The organism is Fluviicoccus keumensis (assembly GCF_004217445.1).
GTDB classification, from domain to species: Bacteria; Pseudomonadota; Gammaproteobacteria; order Pseudomonadales; family Moraxellaceae; genus Fluviicoccus; species Fluviicoccus keumensis.
Genome location: NZ_SHKX01000012.1, coordinates 300,725 through 324,260, shown reverse-complemented (window position 1 = coordinate 324,260; position 23,536 = coordinate 300,725). Strand labels below are relative to the sequence as shown.

General features: G+C 60.8%; 22 protein-coding genes. 4 read left to right on the top strand and 18 right to left on the bottom strand.

The features are described 5' to 3' along the window. Positions 1–4: 4 nt before the first annotated feature. The 11 genes from EV700_RS09635 to ade all read right to left on the bottom strand — a co-directional run bounded on the left by EV700_RS09635 (position 5) and on the right by ade (position 12,069). Positions 5–1,015 (bottom strand): AAA family ATPase, encoded by a 1,011-nt coding sequence (locus EV700_RS09635; RefSeq protein ID WP_130413159.1) that lies wholly within the window; start codon positions 1,013–1,015, stop codon positions 5–7. Continuing rightward, the gene (locus EV700_RS09630) at positions 1,012–2,160 is read right to left on the bottom strand and encodes a DUF4350 domain-containing protein (RefSeq protein ID WP_130413157.1); all 1,149 of its coding nucleotides are present in this window, start codon (positions 2,158–2,160) and stop codon (positions 1,012–1,014) included. Before EV700_RS09630 ends, EV700_RS09635 begins: the two co-directional genes overlap by 4 nt. Beyond that, positions 2,157–2,924: a hypothetical protein gene (locus tag EV700_RS09625; RefSeq protein WP_130413155.1), complete on the bottom strand. Its 768-nt coding sequence runs from the start codon at positions 2,922–2,924 to the stop codon at positions 2,157–2,159. The genes EV700_RS09630 and EV700_RS09625 overlap by 4 nt, the downstream gene beginning before the upstream one ends. Next, the gene (locus tag EV700_RS09620) at positions 2,921–3,679 is read right to left on the bottom strand and encodes a hypothetical protein (protein WP_130413153.1); all 759 of its coding nucleotides are present in this window, start codon (positions 3,677–3,679) and stop codon (positions 2,921–2,923) included. Before EV700_RS09620 ends, EV700_RS09625 begins: the two co-directional genes overlap by 4 nt. Then, the gene (locus EV700_RS09615) at positions 3,679–4,623 is read right to left on the bottom strand and encodes a stage II sporulation protein M (RefSeq protein ID WP_130413151.1); all 945 of its coding nucleotides are present in this window, start codon (positions 4,621–4,623) and stop codon (positions 3,679–3,681) included. The genes EV700_RS09620 and EV700_RS09615 overlap by 1 nt, the downstream gene beginning before the upstream one ends. Continuing rightward, the gene (locus EV700_RS09610; RefSeq protein ID WP_130413149.1) at positions 4,620–5,309 is read right to left on the bottom strand and encodes an RDD family protein; all 690 of its coding nucleotides are present in this window, start codon (positions 5,307–5,309) and stop codon (positions 4,620–4,622) included. Before EV700_RS09610 ends, EV700_RS09615 begins: the two co-directional genes overlap by 4 nt. A gap of 64 nt (positions 5,310–5,373) precedes the next feature. Further along, complete coding sequence (locus EV700_RS09605; protein ID WP_130413147.1) at positions 5,374–6,315, bottom strand: XdhC family protein; 942 nt, start codon at positions 6,313–6,315, stop codon at positions 5,374–5,376. Continuing rightward, positions 6,308–6,781 (bottom strand): hypothetical protein, encoded by a 474-nt coding sequence (locus EV700_RS09600; protein WP_130413145.1) that lies wholly within the window; start codon positions 6,779–6,781, stop codon positions 6,308–6,310. The genes EV700_RS09605 and EV700_RS09600 overlap by 8 nt, the downstream gene beginning before the upstream one ends. Beyond that, the gene (locus EV700_RS09595) at positions 6,778–9,036 is read right to left on the bottom strand and encodes a molybdopterin cofactor-binding domain-containing protein (RefSeq protein ID WP_130413143.1); all 2,259 of its coding nucleotides are present in this window, start codon (positions 9,034–9,036) and stop codon (positions 6,778–6,780) included. Before EV700_RS09595 ends, EV700_RS09600 begins: the two co-directional genes overlap by 4 nt. After that, on the bottom strand, positions 9,026–10,420 hold the full coding sequence (locus tag EV700_RS09590) for an FAD binding domain-containing protein (protein WP_130413141.1): 1,395 nt from the start codon (positions 10,418–10,420) through the stop codon (positions 9,026–9,028). Before EV700_RS09590 ends, EV700_RS09595 begins: the two co-directional genes overlap by 11 nt. After that, positions 10,411–12,069: an adenine deaminase gene (ade, locus tag EV700_RS09585; RefSeq protein WP_130413139.1), complete on the bottom strand. Its 1,659-nt coding sequence runs from the start codon at positions 12,067–12,069 to the stop codon at positions 10,411–10,413. The genes EV700_RS09590 and ade overlap by 10 nt, the downstream gene beginning before the upstream one ends. Positions 12,070–12,375: 306 nt before the next feature. On the opposite strand from ade, the gene EV700_RS09580 reads away from it, so the two are divergent. Beyond that, entirely contained in the window at positions 12,376–13,116 is a 741-nt protein-coding gene (locus EV700_RS09580; protein WP_165391411.1) for a DUF599 domain-containing protein, read from the top strand. Positions 13,117–13,125: 9 nt separating this feature from the next. Here the strand turns inward: EV700_RS09580 and pstA are convergent, their stop codons facing one another. The 6 genes from pstA to EV700_RS09550 all read right to left on the bottom strand — a co-directional run bounded on the left by pstA (position 13,126) and on the right by EV700_RS09550 (position 20,295). After that, positions 13,126–13,974, bottom strand: a complete 849-nt coding sequence (pstA, locus tag EV700_RS09575; RefSeq protein WP_130413135.1) for a phosphate ABC transporter permease PstA — start codon at positions 13,972–13,974, stop codon at positions 13,126–13,128. Further along, positions 13,971–14,945: a phosphate ABC transporter permease subunit PstC gene (gene pstC / locus EV700_RS09570; protein ID WP_130413664.1), complete on the bottom strand. Its 975-nt coding sequence runs from the start codon at positions 14,943–14,945 to the stop codon at positions 13,971–13,973. The genes pstA and pstC overlap by 4 nt, the downstream gene beginning before the upstream one ends. Positions 14,946–15,022: 77 nt before the next feature. Next, positions 15,023–16,057, bottom strand: coding sequence for a phosphate ABC transporter substrate-binding protein PstS (gene pstS, locus EV700_RS09565; protein WP_130413133.1), 1,035 nt, complete (start codon positions 16,055–16,057; stop codon positions 15,023–15,025). A 404-nt stretch (positions 16,058–16,461) separates the two neighbouring features. After that, positions 16,462–17,850 (bottom strand): FAD-dependent oxidoreductase, encoded by a 1,389-nt coding sequence (locus tag EV700_RS09560; protein WP_130413131.1) that lies wholly within the window; start codon positions 17,848–17,850, stop codon positions 16,462–16,464. After that, positions 17,847–18,107 carry a 4Fe-4S dicluster domain-containing protein gene (locus EV700_RS09555; protein WP_130413129.1) on the bottom strand — a complete coding sequence of 87 codons (261 nt, stop codon included), beginning with the start codon at positions 18,105–18,107 and terminating at the stop codon, positions 17,847–17,849. Before EV700_RS09555 ends, EV700_RS09560 begins: the two co-directional genes overlap by 4 nt. A gap of 1 nt (position 18,108) precedes the next feature. Then, on the bottom strand, positions 18,109–20,295 hold the full coding sequence (locus EV700_RS09550) for a molybdopterin-dependent oxidoreductase (protein ID WP_130413127.1): 2,187 nt from the start codon (positions 20,293–20,295) through the stop codon (positions 18,109–18,111). A 136-nt stretch (positions 20,296–20,431) separates the two neighbouring features. Between EV700_RS09550 and EV700_RS09545 the strand changes: the two genes are divergently transcribed. The 3 genes from EV700_RS09545 to EV700_RS09535 all read left to right on the top strand — a co-directional run bounded on the left by EV700_RS09545 (position 20,432) and on the right by EV700_RS09535 (position 22,178). Next, positions 20,432–21,055, top strand: coding sequence for a TetR/AcrR family transcriptional regulator (locus EV700_RS09545; RefSeq protein ID WP_130413125.1), 624 nt, complete (start codon positions 20,432–20,434; stop codon positions 21,053–21,055). A 117-nt stretch (positions 21,056–21,172) separates the two neighbouring features. Further along, entirely contained in the window at positions 21,173–21,370 is a 198-nt protein-coding gene (locus EV700_RS09540) for a hypothetical protein (RefSeq protein WP_130413123.1), read from the top strand. A gap of 1 nt (position 21,371) precedes the next feature. After that, on the top strand, positions 21,372–22,178 hold the full coding sequence (locus EV700_RS09535) for a hypothetical protein (protein WP_130413121.1): 807 nt from the start codon (positions 21,372–21,374) through the stop codon (positions 22,176–22,178). 198 nt (positions 22,179–22,376) lie between these two features. Here EV700_RS09535 and EV700_RS09530 read toward each other — a convergent pair whose 3' ends face one another. Then, positions 22,377–23,438: an MBL fold metallo-hydrolase gene (locus EV700_RS09530; protein ID WP_130413119.1), complete on the bottom strand. Its 1,062-nt coding sequence runs from the start codon at positions 23,436–23,438 to the stop codon at positions 22,377–22,379. Positions 23,439–23,536: the final 98 nt, after the last annotated feature.

Sequence of the window (23,536 nt, the reverse complement as noted above, 5' to 3'; positions counted from 1 at the left end):
TGGCCTACTGGCGCGGCGCGGGAACGGATTGCAGGATGGCCTTGATCACGTCGTCCGCGCTCTGACCTTCCATTTCCAGTTCCGGCGACAGCACCAGCCGGTGACGCAACGCCGGTTCGGCGAGGCGCTTCACATCATCCGGAATGACAAAATCACGGCCTTCGAGCAGGGCGGCGGCGCGGGCGGCGCGCAGCAGGGCGATGCCGCCGCGCGGCCCGGCCCCGACCGAGATGCCGGGCCAGTCGCGGGTGGCGCGCACAATGTGGGCGGCGTAATCGCGGATGCTGTCATCAATGCGGATTTGCGCGACCAGCTGCTGTACGGCCTGGATGTCTTCCGGCGACAACAGCGTTTGAAGGGAGTCAAAATCGAGGGTGTCGCCCATCTTGCCGCGAGTCACCAGCGTCAGCAGGCGCTGCTCTTCATTCAGGGTGGGGTAACCGATCACGACCTTCAGCAGGAAGCGGTCCAGCTGCGCTTCCGGCAGGGGGTAGGTGCCTTCCTGTTCAATCGGGTTCTGGGTGGCCATGACCAGAAAGGGTCGGGGCAGCTGATGGGCCTGACCGTCGATGGTGACCTGGTATTCCTGCATGGCTTCCAGCAGCGCCGCCTGGGTCTTGGCGGGTGCGCGGTTGATTTCATCCGCCAGCACCAGATGCGCGAAAACCGGGCCGCGACGGATATGGAACTGCTCGCTCTTCAGGTCATACAGCGCGTGGCCGGTGACGTCGCTGGGCATCAGGTCGGGGGTGAACTGGATGCGGTTGAACGTGCCGCCGATGGTGCGGGAAAGGGCACGCACCAGCAGCGTCTTGCCCAGGCCGGGCACGCCTTCCACCAGCACATGGCCGCTGGCCAGCAGGGCGATCAGCACCTGCTCGACCGCCTCCTTCTGGCCGACCAGCGCCTTGCTGATTTCGTGGCGCATGGCCTGCACCTTGGCGCCGGCCGACTTCAGGGGCGAGGCCGTATCTTGGCCGACGGCGGGCTGGGAGGGAAAGGTAGGGTCGCTCATGTCAGTTTCCGGAGTTGATGAAGGACGCGCATATCCTGTACGAAGCGCGCAAGATCGTGGGTTGGGGCGTCGGCCAGCGCCTGACGCAAGGCCGGGGAATCCAGGCCGGTAAACAGGGTCAATTCTTCGATCAGGTCGCCGTCGGTCAGGCTGCGCCATTGCGGGTGACGACGGAAGATATGCCGCCGCAGGCTTTGACGCACGGCGTTATAGAGGCGTTGATGGCGACCGGCGTACCACAGGTAACGGCCAGCGGCCTGCAGGTGCTCCGCCAGTCGGCGGCGGGGCTGGTCGGGTGACGGCAGCAAGGGGCCGAAACGGCTGTTGCCGTACCAGATCAGCGCCAGCGCCAGGACAAACACGCTGATAATGAGCGGCCAGGCCCAATCCCAGAACAACTCCAGAATGCCGCGCGCGTGGCCGCCGTAGACGATTTGCGCCTCGCCCTCATGACTGGCGGGACCGAACAACCGCAAGAACAGGGCGGCGTTGTCCTTCCAGGTAATCGCCTGATTGGTAAACAGCCCGGTTTCCGTCACCACCACAATGCGCCCGTCGCCCAGACGATATTCCAGCACATGAATGCCGTTGCCGTCTTCCAGCGCCCGCAGCGCCTTGCCGGTCGTGTCTTCCAGCACCAGCCTGCCCTGGAAGCCGGCTTCCAGCCAGCCGTCGTCGGCGTTTCCGGACAGCAGGCGACGGTCGTTGCTGTAATCCGGAAGGGAATGCTCGGCGGCCTCCAGTTCCTGGTCATGCATGACCACGCCCAGCGCGGGCAGCAACGGATCCTGCACTTGTCCTTCCTCATCCCCCAGCAACCGCGCCGGCAGGATGAGACGGTTGCCCTGACGCACCCAGGCCAGCAGCGGCGCAATCGCCTTGTCCGGCAGGGAGGCGGAGGACAGCGACAGGAACAGCACACCCGGCTTGGCGGGCGCGGCGGCAATTTCCGGCTGGTAGCGCACGGTGAACCCGCGCTTTTCCAATAACCGTCCGGCCGCCAGATAGGGGTTACGGGTGGCTTCTTCCGTCCATTGCGGCGGCGATTGCACCGGTTTCAACTCGAACAGGAAGGCGCCGGCGGCAATGAGGATGAGTACAGCGGCAATGGCCAGCCACCCGGACGGGGAAAGCCTGATTTTCATGCCTTCACCCCGCGTCGGAAATGGCGGCGGTAGGTATTGCTCAACGGCGCCAGGTCGGAAGGCTCCTGATGCGCCCAGGCCAGCGCCTGCCAGGCGCGCACCAGCTCACTGAATGCCTCGTTGACCTCAACGGTCTGATGACGGCGCACCAGCGCCAGATTCTCGCTTTCGGTGGCGGCGGGCGGCAGGCCCAGTGAAGCGGCGGCGCCGCGATACAACAGACTGAGCGCCTGACGGCGGCTGCCGGTCTGCCAGGCCTGTTCAGCGGCCTGCACGATGTCGTCCGGCAAGGGGAGGCTGTCCTCGGGTGCTTCGTCGATACGGGCGACAAAAGGCTCCATCGCGGCATTCGCGGGCGAGCGCCGCAGCAGACCCAGCCAGCGCTGGCGGTAACGATACGCCAGCACCAGCACGATCAGCGCCAGGATCACCAGCGCGTGACTGAAGATCCAGACAAAGAAATCCGCCAGCCGCTTCAGCCACGGACCGGCATTGGCGTTCTTTTTCTTTTCGGGTTCGGACTTCCAGTCCTTGAACCAGTCGTGACGGAACTTGAGTTCCTGCACGGTTTCGCGATGGGAAAAATCGGGGCCGTCCATGACCGCCTTGATGTCCGCTGCCGCAGGAGCGGCATCCGGTGCGTGTGCAAGGCCATCGGTGCGGGAGGCCGGTGCTGGGCCGGTATCCGCATTTTCCATGTCCGCCGCGAAGGCGGGAGCCGCCAGCAGGCACGACAGGATGATTGCCGACAGGAGGCGGTTCATCGCGTCTCTCCCGTCAGGCGGTCGGCCAATTGCCGGAACGCGATTTCAATATCCCAAGCCTCAAGGTCGGTGCGACGGTTGAGGTAGAGCAGGAACGCGGCGGCGACATAAAAGGGCTCCACCAGCGTCACCGCCAGCCCATACATCAGCACCATCAGATCGCGCTTCCAGTCGCCGGCGGTCGCCTGCACGAAGTCGTCGACGATGCTCAGATCCTGAAACGTCGGGGCAAACCACACCACCAGGCTCAGCAGGCCGCACAGGATCGACAATTCCGCCGCCATGAATATCTGGATCAGCCAGCGCGACCGGCCGGTCTGGTTATAGCGGATGGTGGCGATGCGGGATTCCAGCGCCGCGCCCGTCAGATCTTCCAGCAGCCGGACCGGCAGCACATAACCCCGGCTCAGACTGAAACGGCGGATGGTCAGCGCGCCGAAGAGACCGCAACGGGGAAAGGTTTCCATCGCGGTCAGGCATTCACGCACGCCGGGACGGCCGCCGAAAACCGCCCGGCTGAGTATCCACAAGGCCAGATAGTCAAACAGCGGCTTCAGCCACCACAACAGGGCGATGCCCAGCAGACGGCCGGTCAGGTGCTCCAGCAGCACCATCAGCGCCACCATCGGCAGCATCAGCAACAGCCATACGCGATAGACGGACAGCCAGTTCTGCTGCAACAGGCGCACGCCCAGATCGTCGGCCTCGAAAGGATGCCGGGGGCGGATCACCAGATTGAGCTGATCAATACGCATCAGGATTTCCTTCCCGCCAGCGACAGCCAGGCCGTTACGCCGGTCCAGGCCACGGCGGCGACCGCATACTTGACCTGGGCGGAAACCAGCGGGCTGGAAGACCAGAAGCCTTCCACGCCCGCCGCCACCAGGAACAGCAGCGCCGCCCCGTACATGATGCGCACGGCATCGCGGCCACGCAGGATCAGGGCATCCTTGCGGGAATGACGGCCGGGAGCGACCAGCCCCAGCGCCAGCATCAGCCCGGCCATACCGGACAGCACGATGGCGGTCAGCTCGAACGCACCGTGGGTGGCGACAAAGGAGAGGAAGGTCTGGTCGTAGCCGATGCGGATGAGATGGCCGCCGACCGCGCCGATCTGGATGGCGTTGAACAGCAGGAAGAACAGGCTGCCGATGCCGCCGAACAAGCCGCCCGCAAAGGTCTGGAATCCGATGCCGGTATTGTGCTGGATGTAGTAGCCGAACATCATGAAATGGCTGTCATTGGGCCGGGAGCCGATCAGCTTCTTGCCCGGCTCGTACATGGATTCGAACATGTGCACCTGTTCGGCGGACATGACGCTGTAAATCAGCTCCGGGTGTTGCTGGATGGCCGCCGCCATGCCCAGCAACGGCCCGTAAAAGAAGAGGGCCGCCAGCCAGAACAACCCGGCATGCTGCCGCACCAGCACCGGAAAGCCCCGGCTGAGGAAATCCAGGAACGACGCCCACAGCCCGCCCTGGTGGCGGTAAAGATGCTGTTGTCCCGCCAGCACCAGCGTGTTCAGGTGTTCCACCATCGCCAGCGGGTAGTGCCGGTCGCGGGCCAGCGCCAGATGCGCGCAAATCTCGCGATAGCGGGCCGGAAAATCCGGGTCCCGGGCGGTGCGGCGATCGATCAGGAAGGTTTCGAACTGTTTCCAGCGGCTTTCGTAACGGCGGGTGAACTCTTGCGGTGTCATCGCTTGCCCGCCAGATAGTTCGCCATTCCCAGCACCCGCTCCAGCCCGGACTGGCCGGTTGCGCCGGTCAACGGCTTCAGCCGGTCGGACAGCTCGATCTGCCGCTGCATCGACAACTTGCCCGCGCGCTCGGCGAAATTGATCAGGCTGCGCTGTTCCTCGGGCGTCAGGCGGACGGGCGGCTCAATCGGCTTGCGCTCGGGCAACTCGCCGAAGACCTGCGGCTTTTGCCGCCAGACCACCACCGTATCGGCCGCCAGATCGCCCAGCCGCTGGAAACGGGCGGTATGCAGCAGCGAGAACACCGCGAAACCGTAGAAAAAGGGGAGGAAATCGGCGAAGCGCAGCAGGTTGCGGATCATCGAGGCGCGCCAGCCGACCGGCAGGCCGGAAGCCTCGACCACGGTCAGGCCCATCATCCGCTTGCCGGGAGTTGAACCGCCGCCATAGACCTCGAACAGAACCGGATACAGCCATTCCATCAGGAAGAAAATGATCAGCAGCAAGCCCAGACCAATGTTGCCCAGCTTGCCCAGCACCGTGGCGCAGGCAATCATCACCACGCCGCGAACGGCCATGTCGATGCCGAACGCCAGACTGCGCGGAACCATGCCCGCCAGGTGCAGCGACAGGCGCACGCCTTCCGGGGTTTCGACAATCAACAGCGAATCCAGCATGTCTCTCATGGGGAAAATCCGGCTCCGGGGCGTCCTTGGTTCTGGCTTTTATTCGTTATAAATCAGCCGTCGATTATGCGTGAACAAAAGCGGTTTGCCCATGCCTGAACGCGACGAGTTCCGCCGCAATGCTGACAGCAATCTCTTCCGGCGTGGCGCTATGGATGGGCAGGCCCATCGGGGCGTGAAAATGCGGCGGCCGAACGCGGTCGCCCGCCAGCGCCCGCAACTTGGCCGGGCTGCCCAGCAAGCCCAGATAACCCACGCGATGGTAAAACAGCGCGTCCAGCGCCGCGTGGTCGCGAACATGGCTGTGGGTCATGATCGCCACGCACACGGACGGGCCTTCCGGAATCAATGCCGCCAGTGACTCATAGGCGCAACGATGCTTATCATGGGCGAAACCATTGCTTTCAAAAACGGGAATACGCGGGCGTTCCTCAACGACGACTACCCGGAAATCCAGCCAGGCCAGCAACCGGGACAAGGCCAGGCTGACATGGCCGCCGCCCACCAGCCAGACCTCATGGCTGGCGCCGGCGCGATGACTGTAGCGCCAGTTTTCACCCTCGGATAAATAGCTGGACAATGCCTCTTCCGATAACCGCCAGCCGGCGGGCGACAGTTCCCAGCTACGGGAACGACCCTGCGCCAGATCCGCCAGCAAACGGTCAATTTCCGGTAAGGATTGCAGCGACAGCATCGTCATGACGACCGTCTGCTCGCCGCCGCAGATCATGCCGGAACTGTCCGGAACATCCGGCCGGTGGCGAAACACCCGCCGCTGCGGGACCGGGTTGCCCGCCGCAAGGGCAAGGCTGCACTCGTGCACCAGCGTCGATTCCACCCGACCGCCGCCAATGGTGCCCGCCAACGGCCCGTCAACGCCCACCGCCATGACGGCGCCCGGTTTCCCCGGCGAGCTGCCGCGACTGTCAGCCACCGCCAACAAGCTGCAACGTCCACCCCGGGCCAGATGATCGCGCACGGCCCGCCACACGTCGATTTCAGCCAAACCACACCTCACTGAGCGCGTAATAAACCGCCATCACAGCGGAAAAGGAAGCGCTGCCGGTCAAGCGCCAGCGCAGAGGCAGCCGGTTCTGGATCAGGTAATTTGCGGTCAGCGCCACCGGCATGTTCAGCGCGAACGAGGTGAAGCCAATGGTCAGCAAACCGGCATCGAAGGGATGCGGTCGACCGCTCAGCCAGCGGATAAAAAGGGCGTGCCGGGCAATCCACAGCGGATTGAACCAGAGCCAAGCCAGCGCGGCGCGCTGCAGGCGCGGGCCGAAGCCCTGCGGGTTCGGCCGCGATCGCTCCAGCCAGCCGAAATATCCCCGGATTTCAGGCGCATAGAGCAGGGCGCCGATCAGGAAGATACCCACGGCGCGCATGGGCTGGACATGACCGGTAATCAACGTCGCCGCCAGGTCGCCGCCGCCATAGATCAGCCCGGCGCGCCACATTTCCGCCCTCATACGGGCTCATCCGGATACAGCCACGTGAAAATCCGCTCCGACGACATGGGCGTGCGGTATTCCGGCCGGACATCGGGGCGCAGGCTGCTCATGGCATCCAGCAAGGCGAAATACGCGCCGAGGCCATAGATCAACGGCGGCTCGCCGACCGCCTTGCTGTTGAGGACACCGGGCGGGTTGTCCGCATCTTCCAGCAGCACCACGTCCATCTCGGGAGCCGACCTCAGATCGGGAATCTTGTAGGAGGCGAGGGAATCGCTCAGCAGGCGACCCTGCGCGTCATGACGGATGTCCTCGCTGGTCATCCAGCCGATACCCTGGACCACGGCGCCTTCAATCTGGCCGCGATCGGTCTGCTCATCCAGACTTTGACCGCAGTCATGAACGACCGAGACACGATCAATCCGGCCGGTGCCGCGCAGGGCATCCACCGTGCCTTCAATCAAGGCCGCGCCATAAACGTGATAGGCAAAGGGCTTGCCGGTATTGGAAGCGTGGTTGAAAGACAGGCCGGGCGTGGCGTAATGCGCCAGGGCCGACAGGCTGACCCGGCGCGCATAGGCTTCCGCCACCAGGGATTCCCAGCTGAGCGCCAGCTCCTGGTCCGCCGTGGAAATCCAGTTCTCGGCAAAGGTCACGGACTCAACCGGTACACCCAGCATGGAGGCCGCCACGGGGGCCAACCCCCGGCGAATGGTCAGGCAGGCCTGGTGCGCGGCCTCGCCGTTCAGGTCCGCGCCGGTGCTGGCGGCGGTGGGGGAAACATTGGCGACACGCAGGGTGCTGGTGGTTTCCACGTGGATGCGATCCCGTGTCAAACCCAGCGTATGCGCCACGACGGCGCGGATCTTGTCGTGCACCCCCTGACCCATCTCTACCGCACCGGTGGTGACGCTGACCGAGCCGTCAGCATAAACATGCGCCAGCGCCTCCGCCTGGTTGAGCAGGGTGGCGGTAAAGCCGATGCCGAAACAGACCGGGATCAGCGCCATGCCCCGGCGGTAACGCGGATTGACGGCGTTCCAGGCTTCAATGTCACGGCGATGTTCTTCGGGCCGGAACCGGTTTTCCAGCGCCTGCCAGCACGCCCGGGCGCGAACCCGGTCCGGCTGCATGCCATAAGGCAGGGTGTCGCCGTCACGCAACAGATTGCGTTGTTGCAGGACATGCGGCGACAGTTGCAGGGCCCGCGCGGCTTCGCGGATGGCCGCTTCCAGCACAAAGACGGCCTGCGGCGCGCCAAAACCGCGAAAGGCGGTATTGGAGGGCAGGTTGGTGCGGCAACTGGCCGCCGTGACCCGTACATTCGGAATGAAGTAGGCGCTGGCGGCGTGAAACAGCGAACGCTCCAGAATGGCGGTGGAGAGGTCGGCGCTGCAACCCGCGTTCTGGTAGAGGAATGCTTCATAGGCCAGGAAACGGCCGTCGGCGTCCACGCCCAGCCGGTAGTCCGCCGAGTAGGGGTGACGCTTGCCGGTGATGCGCATGTCCTCGCGCCGGTCGGGCCGGATGCGCACCGGCCGCTTCAGCTTCCACGCCGCCAGGGCGGCGAGGCAGGCCCAGAGCGTGGCCTGATCCTCCTTGCCGCCGAAGCCGCCGCCCAAACGGGCGACTTCGATTTCCACCCGGTGCATCGGCAAGCCGGTGACCGCCGCCACCGCTTTCTGCACCACACTGGGCGACTGCGTGGCGGAATGCACGTGCAAACCGCCGTCATCGCGCGGCAACGCCAGCGCGCATTGTGTTTCCAGATAGACATGTTCGGCGGAACCGATCTCGACCCGACCGGCGACGACAGCGTGGCATCGCGACCAGACCTCATCCGGCCGCCCCAGGGCGAAGGTGCGCGGCGGCTGGATCAGCGCACCGGCGGCAAAAGCCTCGCGCGCGTCAAAAAGGGCGGGCCGGGGTTCCCAGTCGGCGCTGACCCGCTGTGCTCCGCGCCGGGCCGCCTCTGCGGATTCGGCGATCACCAGCGCATAGGGCTGCCCCACGCACACCACGACTTTATCAGCCAGCAAGGGCTCATCGTGGAAGAGGTTGCCGATGTCATTGAGGCCGGGAATATCCGCCGCTGTCAGCACCGCCACCACACCCGGCTCCGCACAGGCAGCGGTCGTTTCCACCCGGCCAAACGCGGCATGGGCCAGCGGTGAAACCGCCACCGCCGCGTGCAGGCCGCCGGCAGGCAAGGGCAGATCGCCGGTAAATTGCGCCAGGCCGCGCGCCAACAGTGCCTGGGAATCAGGAGTCATGCAGGCAATCCTCCACCGACAGTTCCGGATACAGCCCGGCGACATGCGCCGCCAGCAGATGCTTCAGCAAGCGCCGCTTGTAGGCGGCGGAGCCCCGCACATCATCAATCGGGGAGATTTCCGCATCCAGCCGCCGCATGGCCTCCCGAACCATTGTCACCGAGACCGGCTTGCCGCCAAGGAAGGCGGAAGTCCCGGCCAGCAACCGGGGGAAGGGCGCAACGCCGCCTGCGCTGAACCGGACTTCTCCCAAACATCCGGGCAAGCCGCCGGTCACACTGAAGGCGGAATTGACCGTCGCAATATCGTCCAGCTCACGCTTGGCGACTTTTTCAAGATGCAGAACGGTCTGGCCATCGCGATTACGCGGAATCCGTACCGCCGTGAGGATTTCGTGAGGTCGGAGCGCTGTCAGATGATAGCCCCGGTAAAAATCGGCCAGACGGCAATAACGCTCGTCGGCCCCCGAAGCCAGCACCAGCTCCGCATCCAGAGCCAGCAACGCCACCGCCAGATCCGCCACTGGCGACGCATTCACCAAGTTGCCGCCGACCGTGGCCTGGTGACGGATGGAAGGGGACGCAAACCGGGTCAGGAAAAGCGACAGCGGGGCCCAGGCCTCCCGAATCAGCGCATCCTGCTGCAGTTCATGAATGGTGACCGCCGCGCCGATGACAATCACGTCCTCGTGCGCCTGGATGCGGCGTAACGAAGGCACGTGATGAATACGGACAGCAGGGCGCCTGTCCTCGCCATAAGCGTGCTGCACGCCATGATCGGTATTGCCCGCCCATACGGCAAAGGTAACTGAAGCGGGCAGCGCTTCCGCGACTTGCGCCTTCAGTTGCCGGGACGCCAGCGCCACGCCATCCGTCAGCAAGCCGGCCTCGACCGCTTCCGCGAGCGTCCGGGGGCGCGACGGGAATTGGCTGTCCAGTGCGTGACAGGACCGCCGGATAGCGGCGTAACCGGTGCAACGGCACAGATTGCCTTCCGCAGCGCCGACCGTCGGTCCGCCTTCCAGCAGCGCGGCCGTCAGGGCCACCGTCAGTCCCGGCGTACAGTAGCCGCATTGCACCGCACCTTGCTGCACCAAAGCCCGCTGCACCGGCGTTAGTTCAGCCCCGTTAAGACCTTCCGGGGTAATCACATGACAACCATCCAGCTGCGCGGTGGAAATCAGGCAGCTGTTGACCGCGCGGTATCGCGGCTGCGTCTGTCCCGGTTCGATTTCACCCACCAGCACCAGACAACTGCCGCAATCGCCGGTGCCGCAGCCCGGCTTGGCGGCGGTCAGTGTCAGCTTTTCCCGCAGAAAATCAAGCAGCGGAATCGGTTTTTCCGGCAGGGATATATCCGTATTATCATTTATAATCAGTAACATACCACATCCGAAAAGGCAAATTTCCCGCCATCAAACAACCCCCGATCACTCAGCTTCAGTTCCGGGATCACCAGCAAAGCCATGAAGGACAAGGTCATGAACGGAGCACGCAAGCTGCAACCCAGTTGCGTGCGCGCCTGGTGCGTCAATGACGAATAATGGGCCGCGACCGCATTCCCTTCGCCATCGCTCATCAAACCGGCCAGCGGCAGCGGCAGCAGATCCGTGCGACCGGCATTTGCCAGGACCAGACCGCCGCGGGCGTCAATCACGGTATTGATCGCCAGCGCCAGGCTTTCGGCATCGCAACCGACCGCGACAATATTGTGCGAATCATGCGCCACGCTGGACGCCAGCGCGCCGCATTTCAGCCCGAAGCCGCGAATCAGGGCGAGGGCGGGCGGAGCAGGGTGGTAGCGGTTGATCACGGCCAGCAACAAAACATCCTCCGTCACGGATGGCGCGACATATCTATCGACGGTATTCATCGTTATTTGCAGTGAACGCGTCAACAACTGGCCGTCTTCAGCGCCGATCACCCGGCAACTTACCTGTCCGCTGCCGGTTCCGGCGGCAATCCGCAGCTGCTCTGACTCGACCCGTTGCGCCGCAAAGCGATTGACCGGCCGGCATGGATAACGCTGTAAACAGCATTCACCGTTCTCCGCCGCTATAACGCCATTCAGCCAGGTTGATAACACATTGAAATCACGAACATTTTCCAGCAAGGCCGCGTTCATGGCGTCGCCCACGCGCATTTCCCCCAGATCCAGCGGATAAAACCGTCGTGGCGTCAGGCAGGCAGCTTCCAGCACCGAAAATACGTCGTGACCGTGCCGGACAGCCCGCATGGCCAGTTTGTTGATATGTCCCTGGGAAAGATCGTCAGGATGGCGGTCGTCGCTGCAGAACATGATTTTGCCGGGGTAGCGGCCGATCAAGGGATGCAGCGCTTCGAAATTGCGCGCGGCCGAGCCTTCGCGGATCAGGATGGCCATGCCGTTAGCGAGTTTTTCCTCGGCTTCGGCCAGCGTGGCGCATTCGTGGTCGGTATGAATCCCGGCCGCCGCATAAGCCGCAGCTTCAGCACCCAGCAAACCCGGCGCATGACCATCCACAGGCTTGTGCCGCAAGGCCGCCGCCGTAATCTTCGCCATCAGGTGCGGTTCCCGCGCCAGCACGCCGGGGAAATTCATCACTTCCGACAGATAACCGACACCCGGCGTATCCAGCAATGCCTCGACTTCATGCGCTTCCAGCACAGCGCCGGCGGTCTCGAACGGCGTGGCCGGAACACAGCTGGGCGCGCCCAACAGCACATGAAAGGGCGTCTGCCTGACGTTTTCCAGCATCCACAGCACGCCGTCATTACCCAGGATATTGGCGATTTCATGCGGATCGGACACCGTGGCCACCGTACCGTGACGCACCGCCAGGCGCGCAAACTCGGCGGGCGGCAGCAGGCTGCTTTCCAGATGGATGTGGGCGTCAATAAATCCGGGAATCAGGTATGGCCGTTCGCGGTCTTCCGGCCCCAATGACCGAATCGCGGTGATTACACCGTTTTCCCAGCAAACCTCGGCAACACCGATGCTGCGCCGGTCGATATCCACCACGTTAACGGTCAGGCTGCCGCTGTTGTCTGTCATCACATGTCTCAGTGAATGGCTATTCATCTCCTGATTGTAATGCCCGCACAAAGAGTATTGCCATTGATTACGGCGTTTGACGCGGGCGTTGCGGAGGACCAGGCGCAATCCGTAATGTAATTTTAATTACGTAACCGTAATGCATAATTTCAAGAAGAAAAGCATGTCTGAGCCACCCTCCAGGTCGCTGTAATAGTATTATTTAACATAATATACATTATGCGACATTATTGTTTCCGGCGGATGTGGCTTGAATTACACTGTACGAAGCGCTTTCAGACGGATTGGCTGCTGCCTGCTGCAACCATGACAACCACCCTCGAATCCGGGATGATCATGACCGATAACTTCCAGCTTACGAATGCATTTGCCTGGCTATCCATCCTGGGCTCCGGACTGATCGTTCTGGGCTATGAATGGTGGTTCCGTGAATCATCGAAACTCCATCCCTTGCGGTTTGCCCGGACCGCGCATGCCCATGTCCGGGCGCAATGGGTTCAATCCCTGATGCGGCAACCCGGCAACGAATTGCTGGCTATCCAGACCATACGCAACTCGGTCATGTCATCATCGATTATCGCTTCGACGGCGATCCTGACGCTCATGGGTACGGTTTCGCTGCTTACCCAAGCTTCACCCGGTTCCTTGCGCCACCAGAACGGCGACCTGCTGCAGGTGCTAACGCCGGGATCGATTCTGGCGGGCCTGTTGATCGCCATCCTGCTGATGACCTTTGTGCTGTCCACCATGGCCGTCAGGTTCTTTAACCACGCGGGTTACCTGATGACCACCCTGTCAACGGATACAAACCGGGAGTCGCTGATCATCGTGGCTTCACGTTACATGGTGCGCGCCGGAAATCATTACAGCCAGGCCATGCGCACCTTGTTCTGGCTGTCCCCGGTCGCTGCCGGCCTGATCAGCATCTGGCTGGTTGCACCAACATCCTTGGTCCTGATCCGGGTCCTGTCCTGGTTCGATCATGCCCAAGAACCCCTGGATGGTCTTCTGAAATCCCCGGACGGACAATTCCCCGGCGCGGATTGAACCGCCGCGCTAACGCCTGCCTGCAAATACCGTTCGAGCCAGAATGTTGATTGCCACCACATAGACCGTGATCAGCGCTGCCCCGGCCCAGGCCAGCCTTTGCCAGTTCTCGTATGGACTCATGGCATATTGAAAAATCACCACCGGCAAATTCGCCATGGGCTGACTCAGGTCGTGCGAATAAAACTGATTGTTCAAGGCGGTAAACAATAGCGGCGCTGTCTCCCCGCTGATACGCGCCACAGAGAGCAGGATGCCGGTAATGATTCCGTTTCGTGCGGCGGGAACGCATATTTTCATGATGACCTGACGCCGGGATGAGCCCAACGCCAGTCCGCCCTCGCGCAGTATGTCCGGCACCAGCAACAGCATGTTTTCCGTTGTCCGGACAATAATGGGCAACGCTATCACGGCCAGGGCGACAATTCCGGCCCATCCCGAGAAATGACGGAACGGTACCACCATGATCATGTAGACAAATACACCGATTACAATGGAAGGCGCTGAAAGCAGGATGTCATTAACGAATCGGATGACCATGGCCGGCTTTGCCTTCCTGCCATATTCCGCCAGATAGATACCGGTGATGACCCCGATCGGCGACGCAATCAAGGCCGCCGCCCCCACCATGATGAAGCTCCCGATGATGGCATTATAGAGCCCTCCCTCCGCCTCCGGCGGCGGCGTCATTTGCGTCAGCAAGGCCCAGTTGAATGCCCCCAGACCACGGTTCACGACAGTAAACAGAATCCAGAACGGCAGCAGCAATCCAAGCAACGTGATCAGGGTGGCAAGGCCGATCGCACAGCGATTGATCATTTTGCGGCGGAAGGTCCACCAGGAAGAAGGAACTATCATTGGTGCCGGTTTCCCAAGCTGATCAGTGCGCGCGCCAGCACCAGAACGATGAAGGCGATGACAAAAAGGACAAAGGCAAGTGTGATCAGCGCCGACGCGTGCAAGGGGTCGGAAGCCTCGGCAAATTCGTTGGCGATGACGGAGGCGATACTGTTTCCGGAATTGAATAGCCCGATATCAATGTTATTGGCGTTGCCGATCATGAAAGTCACCGCCATGGTTTCGCCCAGCGCCCTCCCCAACCCCAGCATGACGCCGCCGGTGATCGCCACCTTGGTATAGGGCAGCACGATGTCCCACATCACTTCCCAGGTGTTGGCTCCCAGCCCGTAGCCTGCTTCTTTCAGCGTTGGCGGCACCACCGCGAACACTTCCCTCATGACTGCCGTAATGAAGGGCACGATCATGACCGCCAGTATCAATGACGCAGGCAACAGTCCGATACCGATTGGCGGTCCTTGCATGAGCGCCCCCAATCCCCAGACGTGGCCAAGCCAATGACTCAGCCAGGGCTGCACGTGACTGGCCAGCAAAGGAGCCAGCACAAACAATCCCCACATTCCGTAAATGATGCTGGGAATCCCGGCCAGCAGTTCGATGACGCCATTGAGAGCGCCGCGCAATCGCTGCGGGCAGAGTTCGGTCAGGAAAAAGGCAATGAAGAAGCTGACCGGAACAGCGATAAGCAAGGCTATGAACGAGGTGACCAGCGTACCGTAGATTGCCGGTAACGCGCCAAAGCTGCCGCTGACCGGATTCCAGTCACGACCTGAAAGGAACGACCAGCCGAATTGATGAAAAACCGGCAAGGCCCCAACGGCCAGGGTCGCCATGATGGCCCCGAGAAGCATCAAGACCAGCAACGCGGTCATCAAGGTTCCGCGCCGAAAAAGAGGATCCAGCCATGCTTCACGTCGAGCCGCACGGATGATTCGTTTTGAAGGGGAAAGCGCACTGGGTCTGGACTGCATGAAAGTCATCGCCGGATATCAAGGCCTGCATGAAATGGCTCCGGTCAGGACGAACCTGACCGGAGCTACGGGCGGATTTACTTCCAGACCGGCGCGCCGGCCAGGTCGTGAACCTCCGTTTTCCAGCTGGTTTCAATCAGCTTGACGACATTTTCGGGCATCGGGACATAATCCAGCTGCGCAGCCTGGGCGCCGCCTTTGCGGAACGACCAGTCAAAAAACTTCATGACTTGCTGGGTATTGGCGCCCTTCTCCGCCTTCTTTTGCAGCAGGACAAAGGTTGCGCCGGTGATCGGCCAACTGGTGGCGCCCGGTTCGTTGGTCAGCACCTCATAGAAAGCCGGCGCATGGGCCCAGTCGGCATACGCTGCCGCGGCCTGGAAGGTCTTGTCATCCGGAAGCACATAGGCCCCGGCCTTGTTCTGCATTTGCGTATAGGCCATCTTGGCAGTCTTGGCGTAGGCGTATTCGACATAGCCGATCGCCCCATCAATCCGCTGCACATAGGATGCAACCCCGGCGTTGGCCTTACCGGCAACGCCTTCCGGCCATGACACCGCCGTGCTGCTGCCGACCTTGGACTTCCACTCTTCACTGACCTTGGACAGATAATTGGTGAAGATGAACGTCGTGCCGGAGCCGTCGGCGCGGCGCACGACAACAATATTTTGCTCCGGCAGCTTCAGGGTGGGATTCAGGGCGGCAATTGCCGGATCATTCCATTGCTTGATCTTGCCCAGATAGATGTCCGCCAACACCGGACCGGTCATACGCATTTGACCGGGACCAATGCCGCTGAGGTTAACCACCGGCACAACACCGCCCATGATTGCCGGAAACTGGGTCAGACCCTTGGCCTCAAGATCTTCCTTGGTCAATGGCATATCGGATGCGCCGAAATCGACGGTCTTTTCGGTGATCTGCTTGATGCCGCCTCCTGACCCGATCGCCTGATAGTTAAGGCCTACGCCATTCTCCTTCTTGTAGGAATCCGCCCATTTGGCAAAGATCGGGTAAGCAAACGTTGAACCGGCGCCGGTGATATCGGCATGGACAGCAGAACAAGCAATGGCCGACATCAAAGCGGCGGAATTCAAGAACAGGTTGCGCATGGGGGAAGCCTCGGCAGTGATTAAATTACCGGCGGCATGCTGAGAAAATTTGATGACGTTTCTGTGACGAAAACATGATAGTTATGTCATATACCCGCTATATATACAGATTAAAAACAATTCGATAACAAACAACTTGAAAAATGCATTCATGGCAGCGTCTAATGCTGCGATCGACTTTGACCCTCTTTATTTGAGTAGCAATACATGGAATCACTTACACTTCGGCAGCGACTTGCCCGCCTGTTATGTCAGCGTTACGGCCACAAACTCCTTGAAGGACTTCGTTATCGAAATCCGGCCGGACAAATTTGCTATTCCCTGATTTGCCAGCGCTGCGGCGAATTCAACAAAACGGTTATTGAAGACCCCTCACCGGACTCTACCTGCACACCCGAATTGAACTAGACCAGCATATCCGCCACGCGCGTCCGTTTCACCCTGGGGCGACCTTGTAAGCGCCCTGCCTGAATCTCCCGATCGTCCAGCCGCCGCCAGCCCGCCAGATTCACATACTCCGGCTGGCATTCACGCATACGCCGTTCCACAGTCGCTGCATCTAACGTGCTTGTTCTGGGGAAGCTTCCGGCGTCCGCATCCGCCAGCAAGGCGCGCACCGTATCGCGGGCGCATTTCTTGTTGGTGCCGATGATGCCGCGCGGCCCGCGTTTGATCCAGCCGGTCACATAGTGTCCGGGCATGACTTCGCCATCCCTCAAAACCCGTCCATCCAGGCTGGGAACTACGCCGCGAACCGCATCAAACGGCAATCCGGGCACGGCAACCCCCTTGAAACCGTTGGCGCGCAACACCAGACCGCAATCCAGCATTTCCACCTGATCGGTGGCCTTGGCCAGCCATTGGCCGTGGTTATCCCGTTCCAGCCGATTCCGGACGATTTGCAGGCCTCTGACACCGTCTTCACCCTGGATTTCCAACGGAGAAGCCATGAATTTCAACAGGATACGACGATCATGGCCTTGGGTCGGACGCTCTGAAAACCGCTTCAGCGTGGCGATCTTCCGACGGGAGGAATCATCCATAACTTCTTGAAAAATCTCATTTTCCAAGCCGGAGTCACCACAATCCACGCCGATATCAATCCCCGGCAATTCCCCCAATTCTTCCAGTTCGGGATTATTGAACGCCCCCTGAAACGCCGACCGACGACCCAAGACGACCACTTCGCGGATACGACTGTAGCGCAAGGCTTCCAGCGCATGATCGGCAATATCCGTCTTCGCCAGCACATCCGGTGACAGACTCAGAATCCGCGCCACATCCATCGCCACATTGCCGTTGCCGATAATCACCGCCCGTTCCGACGACAGATCCACCGCCAGATCGCGGTAATCCGGATGCCCGTTGTACCAGGCCACGAACTCCCGCGCCGACAGCGAACCCGGCAGGTCTTCACCCGGAATGCCCAGCGCCGCATCGCCGGACGCACCGACGGCATAAATGACGGCGTCGTACCATTCGCCCAGTTCCGCCACAGATACATGCTTGCCCAGTTCAACATTACCGAAGTAACGGAATCCCGGCCGCGCGGCGATATCCTCATACACCTGCTGCACGCGTTTCTTGTCGGGATGATCCGGCGCGACGCCATACCGCACCAACCCCCACGGCACCGGCAGACGCTCGAACACATCCACTTCCACCGGCCGCTTCACCAGATGCTGCAAGCGCCCCTCGAGAAAGGTGCCGCCCGCGCCCTCCAGCAAATGCCCGGCGGCGTACATCCCGGCCGGTCCGGCCCCGACAATGGCCACGCGCAAGGGACGGCTCATGGCTTTCTCCGGAAATGCGCGGCGTTGAGTTCACGATAATGCGTCCACTGTTCCGGCAAGCGCGAGGCTTCGTGGATGGCGCCCACCGGACAGGCTGCGACACAGGCTTCGCAATCAATGCAGCGGTCGGGATCGATGAACAACTGCTCGGCGCGGTCGAAGGCGGCATCGTCCGGCAAGGGCGCAATGCATTGCGCCGGACACACTTCCACGCAGGAATAATCGGCCACACAGGGCGCGGCAATCACATAGGGCATGTCAGGCTTCCTCGGCGGCGGCAGTCAGAGTGGCGGTTTCAGTGGCTTCGGCAACCCGTTCGGCGCGGATCTTCACCCCGAACAGGTGCGACATGCCGGACAGCGGATCGAGCCCGGCGGCGCGGGTATCCATCAGGTCGTTGACGCTGACGCCGCCCTCGCGGTTTGCATTGGCCCAACCACCCTGCCCTTTATGCCCCCAACCGTGCGGCACGGCCACCACACCCCGGCTCATTTCGTCCGTCACCAGCACCGGCAGTTCAATGGCGCCCCACGGCGACACCAGCCGCACCCGGCCCCGGTTCACCAGCCCCAGCGCGGCGGCATCCTCCGGATGGATGCGCGCCGCGTGTATCGGACGCGCGGCGCGCAAGGCGGGTGGATTGTGCATCCACGAGTTTTCCGAGCGCAGTTCACGCAGGCCGATCAGGTACAGCGGGTAATCGGTATCGGCTTTCCGAGTCAGCAACCTACGCACTTCGGCGCGGATTTCCGGATGATCCAGATGCACCTTGCGGTCACGGTGACGCACGACCTTGTGCAATTGACCGGTTGTCGGCCGTTCCGCCAGCTTGATGCCATGCGGATAGCGTTGCCGCAATGAATCCAGATTCAGCCCGTCCGGGCGCAGTCCCCAGCGGTCACCCGCAAACCCCAGGCGGATCAGGCTGTCCAGCATCAGGCGCGGCGTCGGCCCCAAGCCTTTCTCCCGCGCCCGCGACACCACGTTACGCACGCGCTCCGGCAACAGGCTGCGCGCCAGTTCCTCATAAACTTGCCACTCATGCCGGGCTTCCCCGGCGGGCGGCACCACCGCCGCCGTGGCCTGCATGAAGGGCTGCACATACAGCCCCATGCTGAAGATGGGAAAATCCTCGCGCTCGTACATGGCGGTGCCGGGCAGTATGTAATCGGCGTGGGCGTTGGTTTCGTTGCGGTAGAGGTCGATCGACACCATCAGGTCCAGCCGGGGCAGCACCTCCGCCAGCCTGTGGCCACCGGGCGTGGACAGCACCGGATTGCCCGCCGACACGAACAGCGCCCTCACCTGCCCCTTGCCCGGCGTGGAGATTTCCGCCGCCATGTTCGCCGCCGGTTCCATGCCCATCACTTCCGGAAAGCCGCCGATGCGCGTGCGCCATTTGCCGTAGGACATCAGCGGCCCCACCAGCTTCAATAATGGAATGGGCGGATTGCCGAACACCCAGCCGCCCGGACGATCGAGATTGCCCGCCACCAGGTTGACCGCGTCCAGCAGGAAATTGGCCAGCGTCGGATGGCTGCCCAGACAAGTACCAAGACGGCTGTAGACGACCGCACGCTTCTGCGAGAGTTGACGCGCCAGATCGCGCACCACGGTGGCGGGAATGCCGGTATGGATGGCGGTGTCCTCGGGCGGAAAGGCGGCGGTCAGTTCGCGCAGCCCCTTCGCCCCGGTGGCCTGCGTCGCCAGCGCCCGCTGGTCGGCCAGACCTTCGGCAAACAGCACATGCAGCAGCGACAGCAACAACCAGGCATCGGCATCGGGCGTAATCGGCTGCCATTCGAACTCACGGGCGGTCTCGGTGCGGCGTGGGTCGATCACCAGCACCCGCCCACCGCGTTCGGTCACGGCGTGCAGCTTGTCCATCATGCGCGGCATGTTCACCAGGCTGCCGTGCGACACCGCCGGATTCGCCCCCAGGATCACCACCAGTTCCGCCGCCTCGATATCCGGCACCGGCACGGTAAACAGGCTGCCGTACAGCAGGTGGCTGGCGACAAAGCGGCTGTTGGTGTCCTGCGTGCCCGGCCCGAAGAAATGGCGGATGCGCAGCGCCTTGAGAAAGACATTCATCCACAGTGCGTGACTGTAGTTGAGCGCCGCCGGGTTGCCACCGTAGACGGCAATGCCGTCGCCGCCGTGCTGGCGGTAGATACGGCGCAGGCGTTCGCCAATGTCGCTCATGGCCTCGTCCCAGCTGACGCGGGTGAAACGGCCGTCGGGCTGGCGTTTCAGCGGGTAGAGCACACGGTCGGGGTCGTTCTGCACCTGCGTATAGGCGATGCCCTTGGGGCAGGCAAAGCCCTGCGACAGCGGGTGGTCGCGGTCGGGCCGCAGGCTGACCAGCCGCTGGTTGTCGACGGTAGCGACCATGCCGCAGAAGGGTTCACAGATGCGGCAATAGGTAATGACTTCCTGGCTCATGGCGGGGTTCTCGTGACTCACTGTCCGGGTGCGGGCGGAAGCAGGACCACCCTGCCCGTTCTTGTGCGTCCCATGTTAACCTGAGCAAATGCTCAGTTGTACTCGGATGCCGGAAATTACGGCCTGGTTGGGATTGATGAAGCATCAAGTGTTTGATCTGGAACCGAAAAAGCGCCCGCGTCAGGGCCGTTCGCAAGCCACCTGGGATGCCATGCTGGATGCGACGGCTCAGCTTCTGTGCGAGCGCGGCTATCACGGGCTGACCACGAATCATGTGGCGGAGTTGTCGGGGGTGAGCATCGGTACGGTGTACGAGTATTTCCCGGGGAAGGATGCGTTGGTGGCGGAGGTGGTGGAACGCTGCATCCGCAAGCAGTTGGCGGGGATGCTGGCGATTGCGCAGGAGATCATCCCCCTGCCCGGCCGCGAGGGCGTGCGGTTTGCGGTGGATGCGGCGTACCGGCTGTTGTTGCGGGACAAGGCGTTGATCCGGGTGATGCTGTTTGAGGTGCCGTATACGCGCGAGCTGGAGTCGTTCCAGAATCTGGGGTCGATGTTGTTGCGGGTGGCGGTGACGTCGAACCGGGAGGCGGCGCCGCATTACCGGGTGTTTTCGTCGCCGGCGTCGTTGTTCTTGATGAATACGCTGATGGGCGGGACGTTGTTGCAGGTGGTGTTGGGGCCGCCGGCAGGGATTGCGGTGGAGGAGATTTTGGGGGAGTTGACGGAGCGGTTGATTGAGTGGACGGTGGCGGAGTGAGGGGCGCTGGCTCATCTTGCGATCGCTGACCGGAGCTGGCCAGGCAAATGTTGTTGATTCCTGAGAAAATTTGATGCATTATTGACCGACGAGGGTTTATCTTTGTAGGTGTTTCTTATGGGAATTTTATTTGGCCTTTTAGGGCTGTCGCCCTCAGATGATGAAAGGAAAGTCATGGAAACCGTCAAGAAATCATACTCATCACTTAGAGTTGTGGGCAGGGGTACTGTTGTTATAAATCCAGCAGATGTTATAAAGGACGATAATTTCAAAGTTTACTATAAAAAGGCCGCAGAAATAGTTAAAGAAAAATAAAATGTTTGCCTTCTTAATTCTGCCAGTATTGGTTAGTGGATTCATAGCATGCCACATCCACCCGGTTAACTATTACAAGCTTCACCGTTATGAAGGTCAATACCTTTACTTAATGAGTGCTCGCTATGGAATTAGAGCACTATTCGCGTCGTCCTTCTTGGCTCTACTCGTCAATAAATATGCACCAGCAGAGGTTAGTATTTTTTCATGGAGTGTCAGTCTAAACATATTATCTTTAATTGATGAACTACTGCTGTCCACAGAAGCTTTCAAGCCCGACCAAGCGAAACAACTGTCTTGGATTATAATTCTTTCTTTGATGATTATTTGTTTTCCATGGGTTTGGAAAACAGCCGCCTTTGCTAAGCTAATGATAAAATATAAAACAACGAAAACAGATCATATTAGAATATATATTATATCGAGCATTTTGAAAGATAGCCCTCTCGATGATCTACTATTTAAGGCGTCGATCAATAAGGACATGCTGGTAATGTTATCGCTTTCTGACAGAAAGGTTTATGTTGGTAAGGTTATATCAATGGGGGAGCCTAATGAAAACAAAGGAGCAGATCAAGAAATTTGCATAATCCCTGTAATGAGCGGGTATCGTGATAAAGATAATTTGACGATTAATTTCACCACGGAATACAATGATATTGAGAAGGAAATTTTTATCACTATTTCACAAGACAAAATCAGCTATGCGACTGAGTTTATTTTTGATGCTCACGTCCAATTCAAAAGTCAAGACAAAAAAGGGATGCAGCAATTCAAGATCGAGAACAAGCGAAAACGTTTGGTTTGACCACACGGGGTTGTAAGGGTTCAAACACGAAAAGTTAATCATTCACCCTCCTTCTCATGCCATTAATCCATTGCAACCCCGGCACCAGCCCAAAGTCCTGCACATTCCTCGTTACTAATACCCCTGAAACGCAACGCCGTCGCAGCAATCAACAGATCATGCGTGCCATATGCGGAATTCAATCAACCAAAATAACACTCATTCTTTGTCTATCGTTGGTAATGGCGGCACACGCGGAACATCTTCAGGCATTGGTTCATTGTTCTCCCGCAGCGGGAAATCCGAAAAGCTGCCCGCCAGCAAACCATCCTGCTTTTCAAGCCAAACCCCCAACCCCTGCGCATTCAACCGCAAATCCATCCCCAACAACCGCTCCAATTCTTCATCGCCTTGCCCGCACCCATGCTCCCGCGCCTTGCCAAACAGATAAGCTCTCATCCCCTCCACAAGCCGCGCCTCCAACCCCTCAGCCCCGCCCGCCGCCCTCGCCGCCAAGGCCAGCGCCACATAATCATCTACCATCCCCAGCAACCGCTCCCCCAAGCCCTGCGGATTCTCCACCACCCCGTAATGCGTCAGGTACATCCGCTCCGGCTGCAACGCCAGCAACCGCCTAATCGACGCCTTCAACGCCTCCGGCTCAAACTGCACTGGCGTCGTCGTCGGGATCAGGAACGGCCCCTTCTCCGTCGTCAGCGCCGGATACGCCAGCCCGAAGGTATCCCCGGTAAACACCCCCTTCGACAACGGATCAAACACACAGAAGTGATGCCGCGCATGCCCCGGCGTATCCACGAACACCAGCTTGCGATCCCCCAGCAACGCCTCGCTGTTATCTTCCATGGCGCGCACCCGCGACGCCTCCACCGGAATGATGTCGCCATACACCTTCGCGAATTCCGCCTCGCCATACACCGCAATCGCGCCCGCCTTCAGCTTGCCCGGCTCAATTAGATGCCGCGCGCCCTTGGGATGCACCAGCAGGGTCGCTTGCGGCAGAGACTGCATCAGTCCGCCCACGCCCCCGGCGTGGTCCAGATGCACATGCGTGGGAATCACATACTTCACCTGTTCCGGCCGAATGCCGCGCTGCGCCAGCACCGCCAGGATACGCGGCACGCTGTTATTGGTGCCGGTTTCAATCAGCGCGTATTCCTCACCGCCTTGCACCAGATAGCAGGCCACCAGTTCGTCGCGCACCATGCCGGATTCAATGCGGGTAATACCGTGGCCAAGGTCGAGGGTGGGTTGGAAAGGCATGGTCGTTCATCCAGTCAAGAGTTTGTGAGGCGCCGTTACGAAAATATCGGCATCGGGTTACGCCCAGTGTATGCCAAAGCACGGGTGGGTTGCGGTGA

What these genes read in the sequence shown, in the direction of transcription:
- EV700_RS09625 (WP_130413155.1), bottom strand. Translation starts at nt 2,924, where the DNA reads ATGAACCGCCTCCTGTCGGCAATCATCCTGTCGTGCCTGCTGGCGGCT.
- EV700_RS09530 (WP_130413119.1), bottom strand. Translation starts at nt 23,438, where the DNA reads ATGCCTTTCCAACCCACCCTCGACCTTGGCCACGGTATTACCCGCATT.
- EV700_RS09630 (WP_130413157.1), bottom strand. Translation starts at nt 2,160, where the DNA reads ATGAAAATCAGGCTTTCCCCGTCCGGGTGGCTGGCCATTGCCGCTGTA.
- EV700_RS09615 (WP_130413151.1), bottom strand. Translation starts at nt 4,623, where the DNA reads ATGACACCGCAAGAGTTCACCCGCCGTTACGAAAGCCGCTGGAAACAG.
- EV700_RS09545 (WP_130413125.1), top strand. Translation starts at nt 20,432, where the DNA reads ATGAAGCATCAAGTGTTTGATCTGGAACCGAAAAAGCGCCCGCGTCAG.
- EV700_RS09550 (WP_130413127.1), bottom strand. Translation starts at nt 20,295, where the DNA reads ATGAGCCAGGAAGTCATTACCTATTGCCGCATCTGTGAACCCTTCTGC.
- EV700_RS09580 (WP_165391411.1), top strand. Translation starts at nt 12,376, where the DNA reads ATGACAACCACCCTCGAATCCGGGATGATCATGACCGATAACTTCCAG.
- EV700_RS09635 (WP_130413159.1), bottom strand. Translation starts at nt 1,015, where the DNA reads ATGAGCGACCCTACCTTTCCCTCCCAGCCCGCCGTCGGCCAAGATACG.
- pstC (WP_130413664.1), bottom strand. Translation starts at nt 14,945, where the DNA reads ATGCAGTCCAGACCCAGTGCGCTTTCCCCTTCAAAACGAATCATCCGT.
- ade (WP_130413139.1), bottom strand. Translation starts at nt 12,069, where the DNA reads ATGACAGACAACAGCGGCAGCCTGACCGTTAACGTGGTGGATATCGAC.
- EV700_RS09560 (WP_130413131.1), bottom strand. Translation starts at nt 17,850, where the DNA reads ATGAGCCGTCCCTTGCGCGTGGCCATTGTCGGGGCCGGACCGGCCGGG.
- EV700_RS09555 (WP_130413129.1), bottom strand. Translation starts at nt 18,107, where the DNA reads ATGCCCTATGTGATTGCCGCGCCCTGTGTGGCCGATTATTCCTGCGTG.
- EV700_RS09610 (WP_130413149.1), bottom strand. Translation starts at nt 5,309, where the DNA reads ATGAGAGACATGCTGGATTCGCTGTTGATTGTCGAAACCCCGGAAGGC.
- EV700_RS09600 (WP_130413145.1), bottom strand. Translation starts at nt 6,781, where the DNA reads ATGAGGGCGGAAATGTGGCGCGCCGGGCTGATCTATGGCGGCGGCGAC.
- EV700_RS09595 (WP_130413143.1), bottom strand. Translation starts at nt 9,036, where the DNA reads ATGACTCCTGATTCCCAGGCACTGTTGGCGCGCGGCCTGGCGCAATTT.
- EV700_RS09620 (WP_130413153.1), bottom strand. Translation starts at nt 3,679, where the DNA reads ATGCGTATTGATCAGCTCAATCTGGTGATCCGCCCCCGGCATCCTTTC.
- EV700_RS09535 (WP_130413121.1), top strand. Translation starts at nt 21,372, where the DNA reads ATGTTTGCCTTCTTAATTCTGCCAGTATTGGTTAGTGGATTCATAGCA.
- EV700_RS09590 (WP_130413141.1), bottom strand. Translation starts at nt 10,420, where the DNA reads ATGTTACTGATTATAAATGATAATACGGATATATCCCTGCCGGAAAAA.
- pstS (WP_130413133.1), bottom strand. Translation starts at nt 16,057, where the DNA reads ATGCGCAACCTGTTCTTGAATTCCGCCGCTTTGATGTCGGCCATTGCT.
- pstA (WP_130413135.1), bottom strand. Translation starts at nt 13,974, where the DNA reads ATGATAGTTCCTTCTTCCTGGTGGACCTTCCGCCGCAAAATGATCAAT.
- EV700_RS09540 (WP_130413123.1), top strand. Translation starts at nt 21,173, where the DNA reads ATGGGAATTTTATTTGGCCTTTTAGGGCTGTCGCCCTCAGATGATGAA.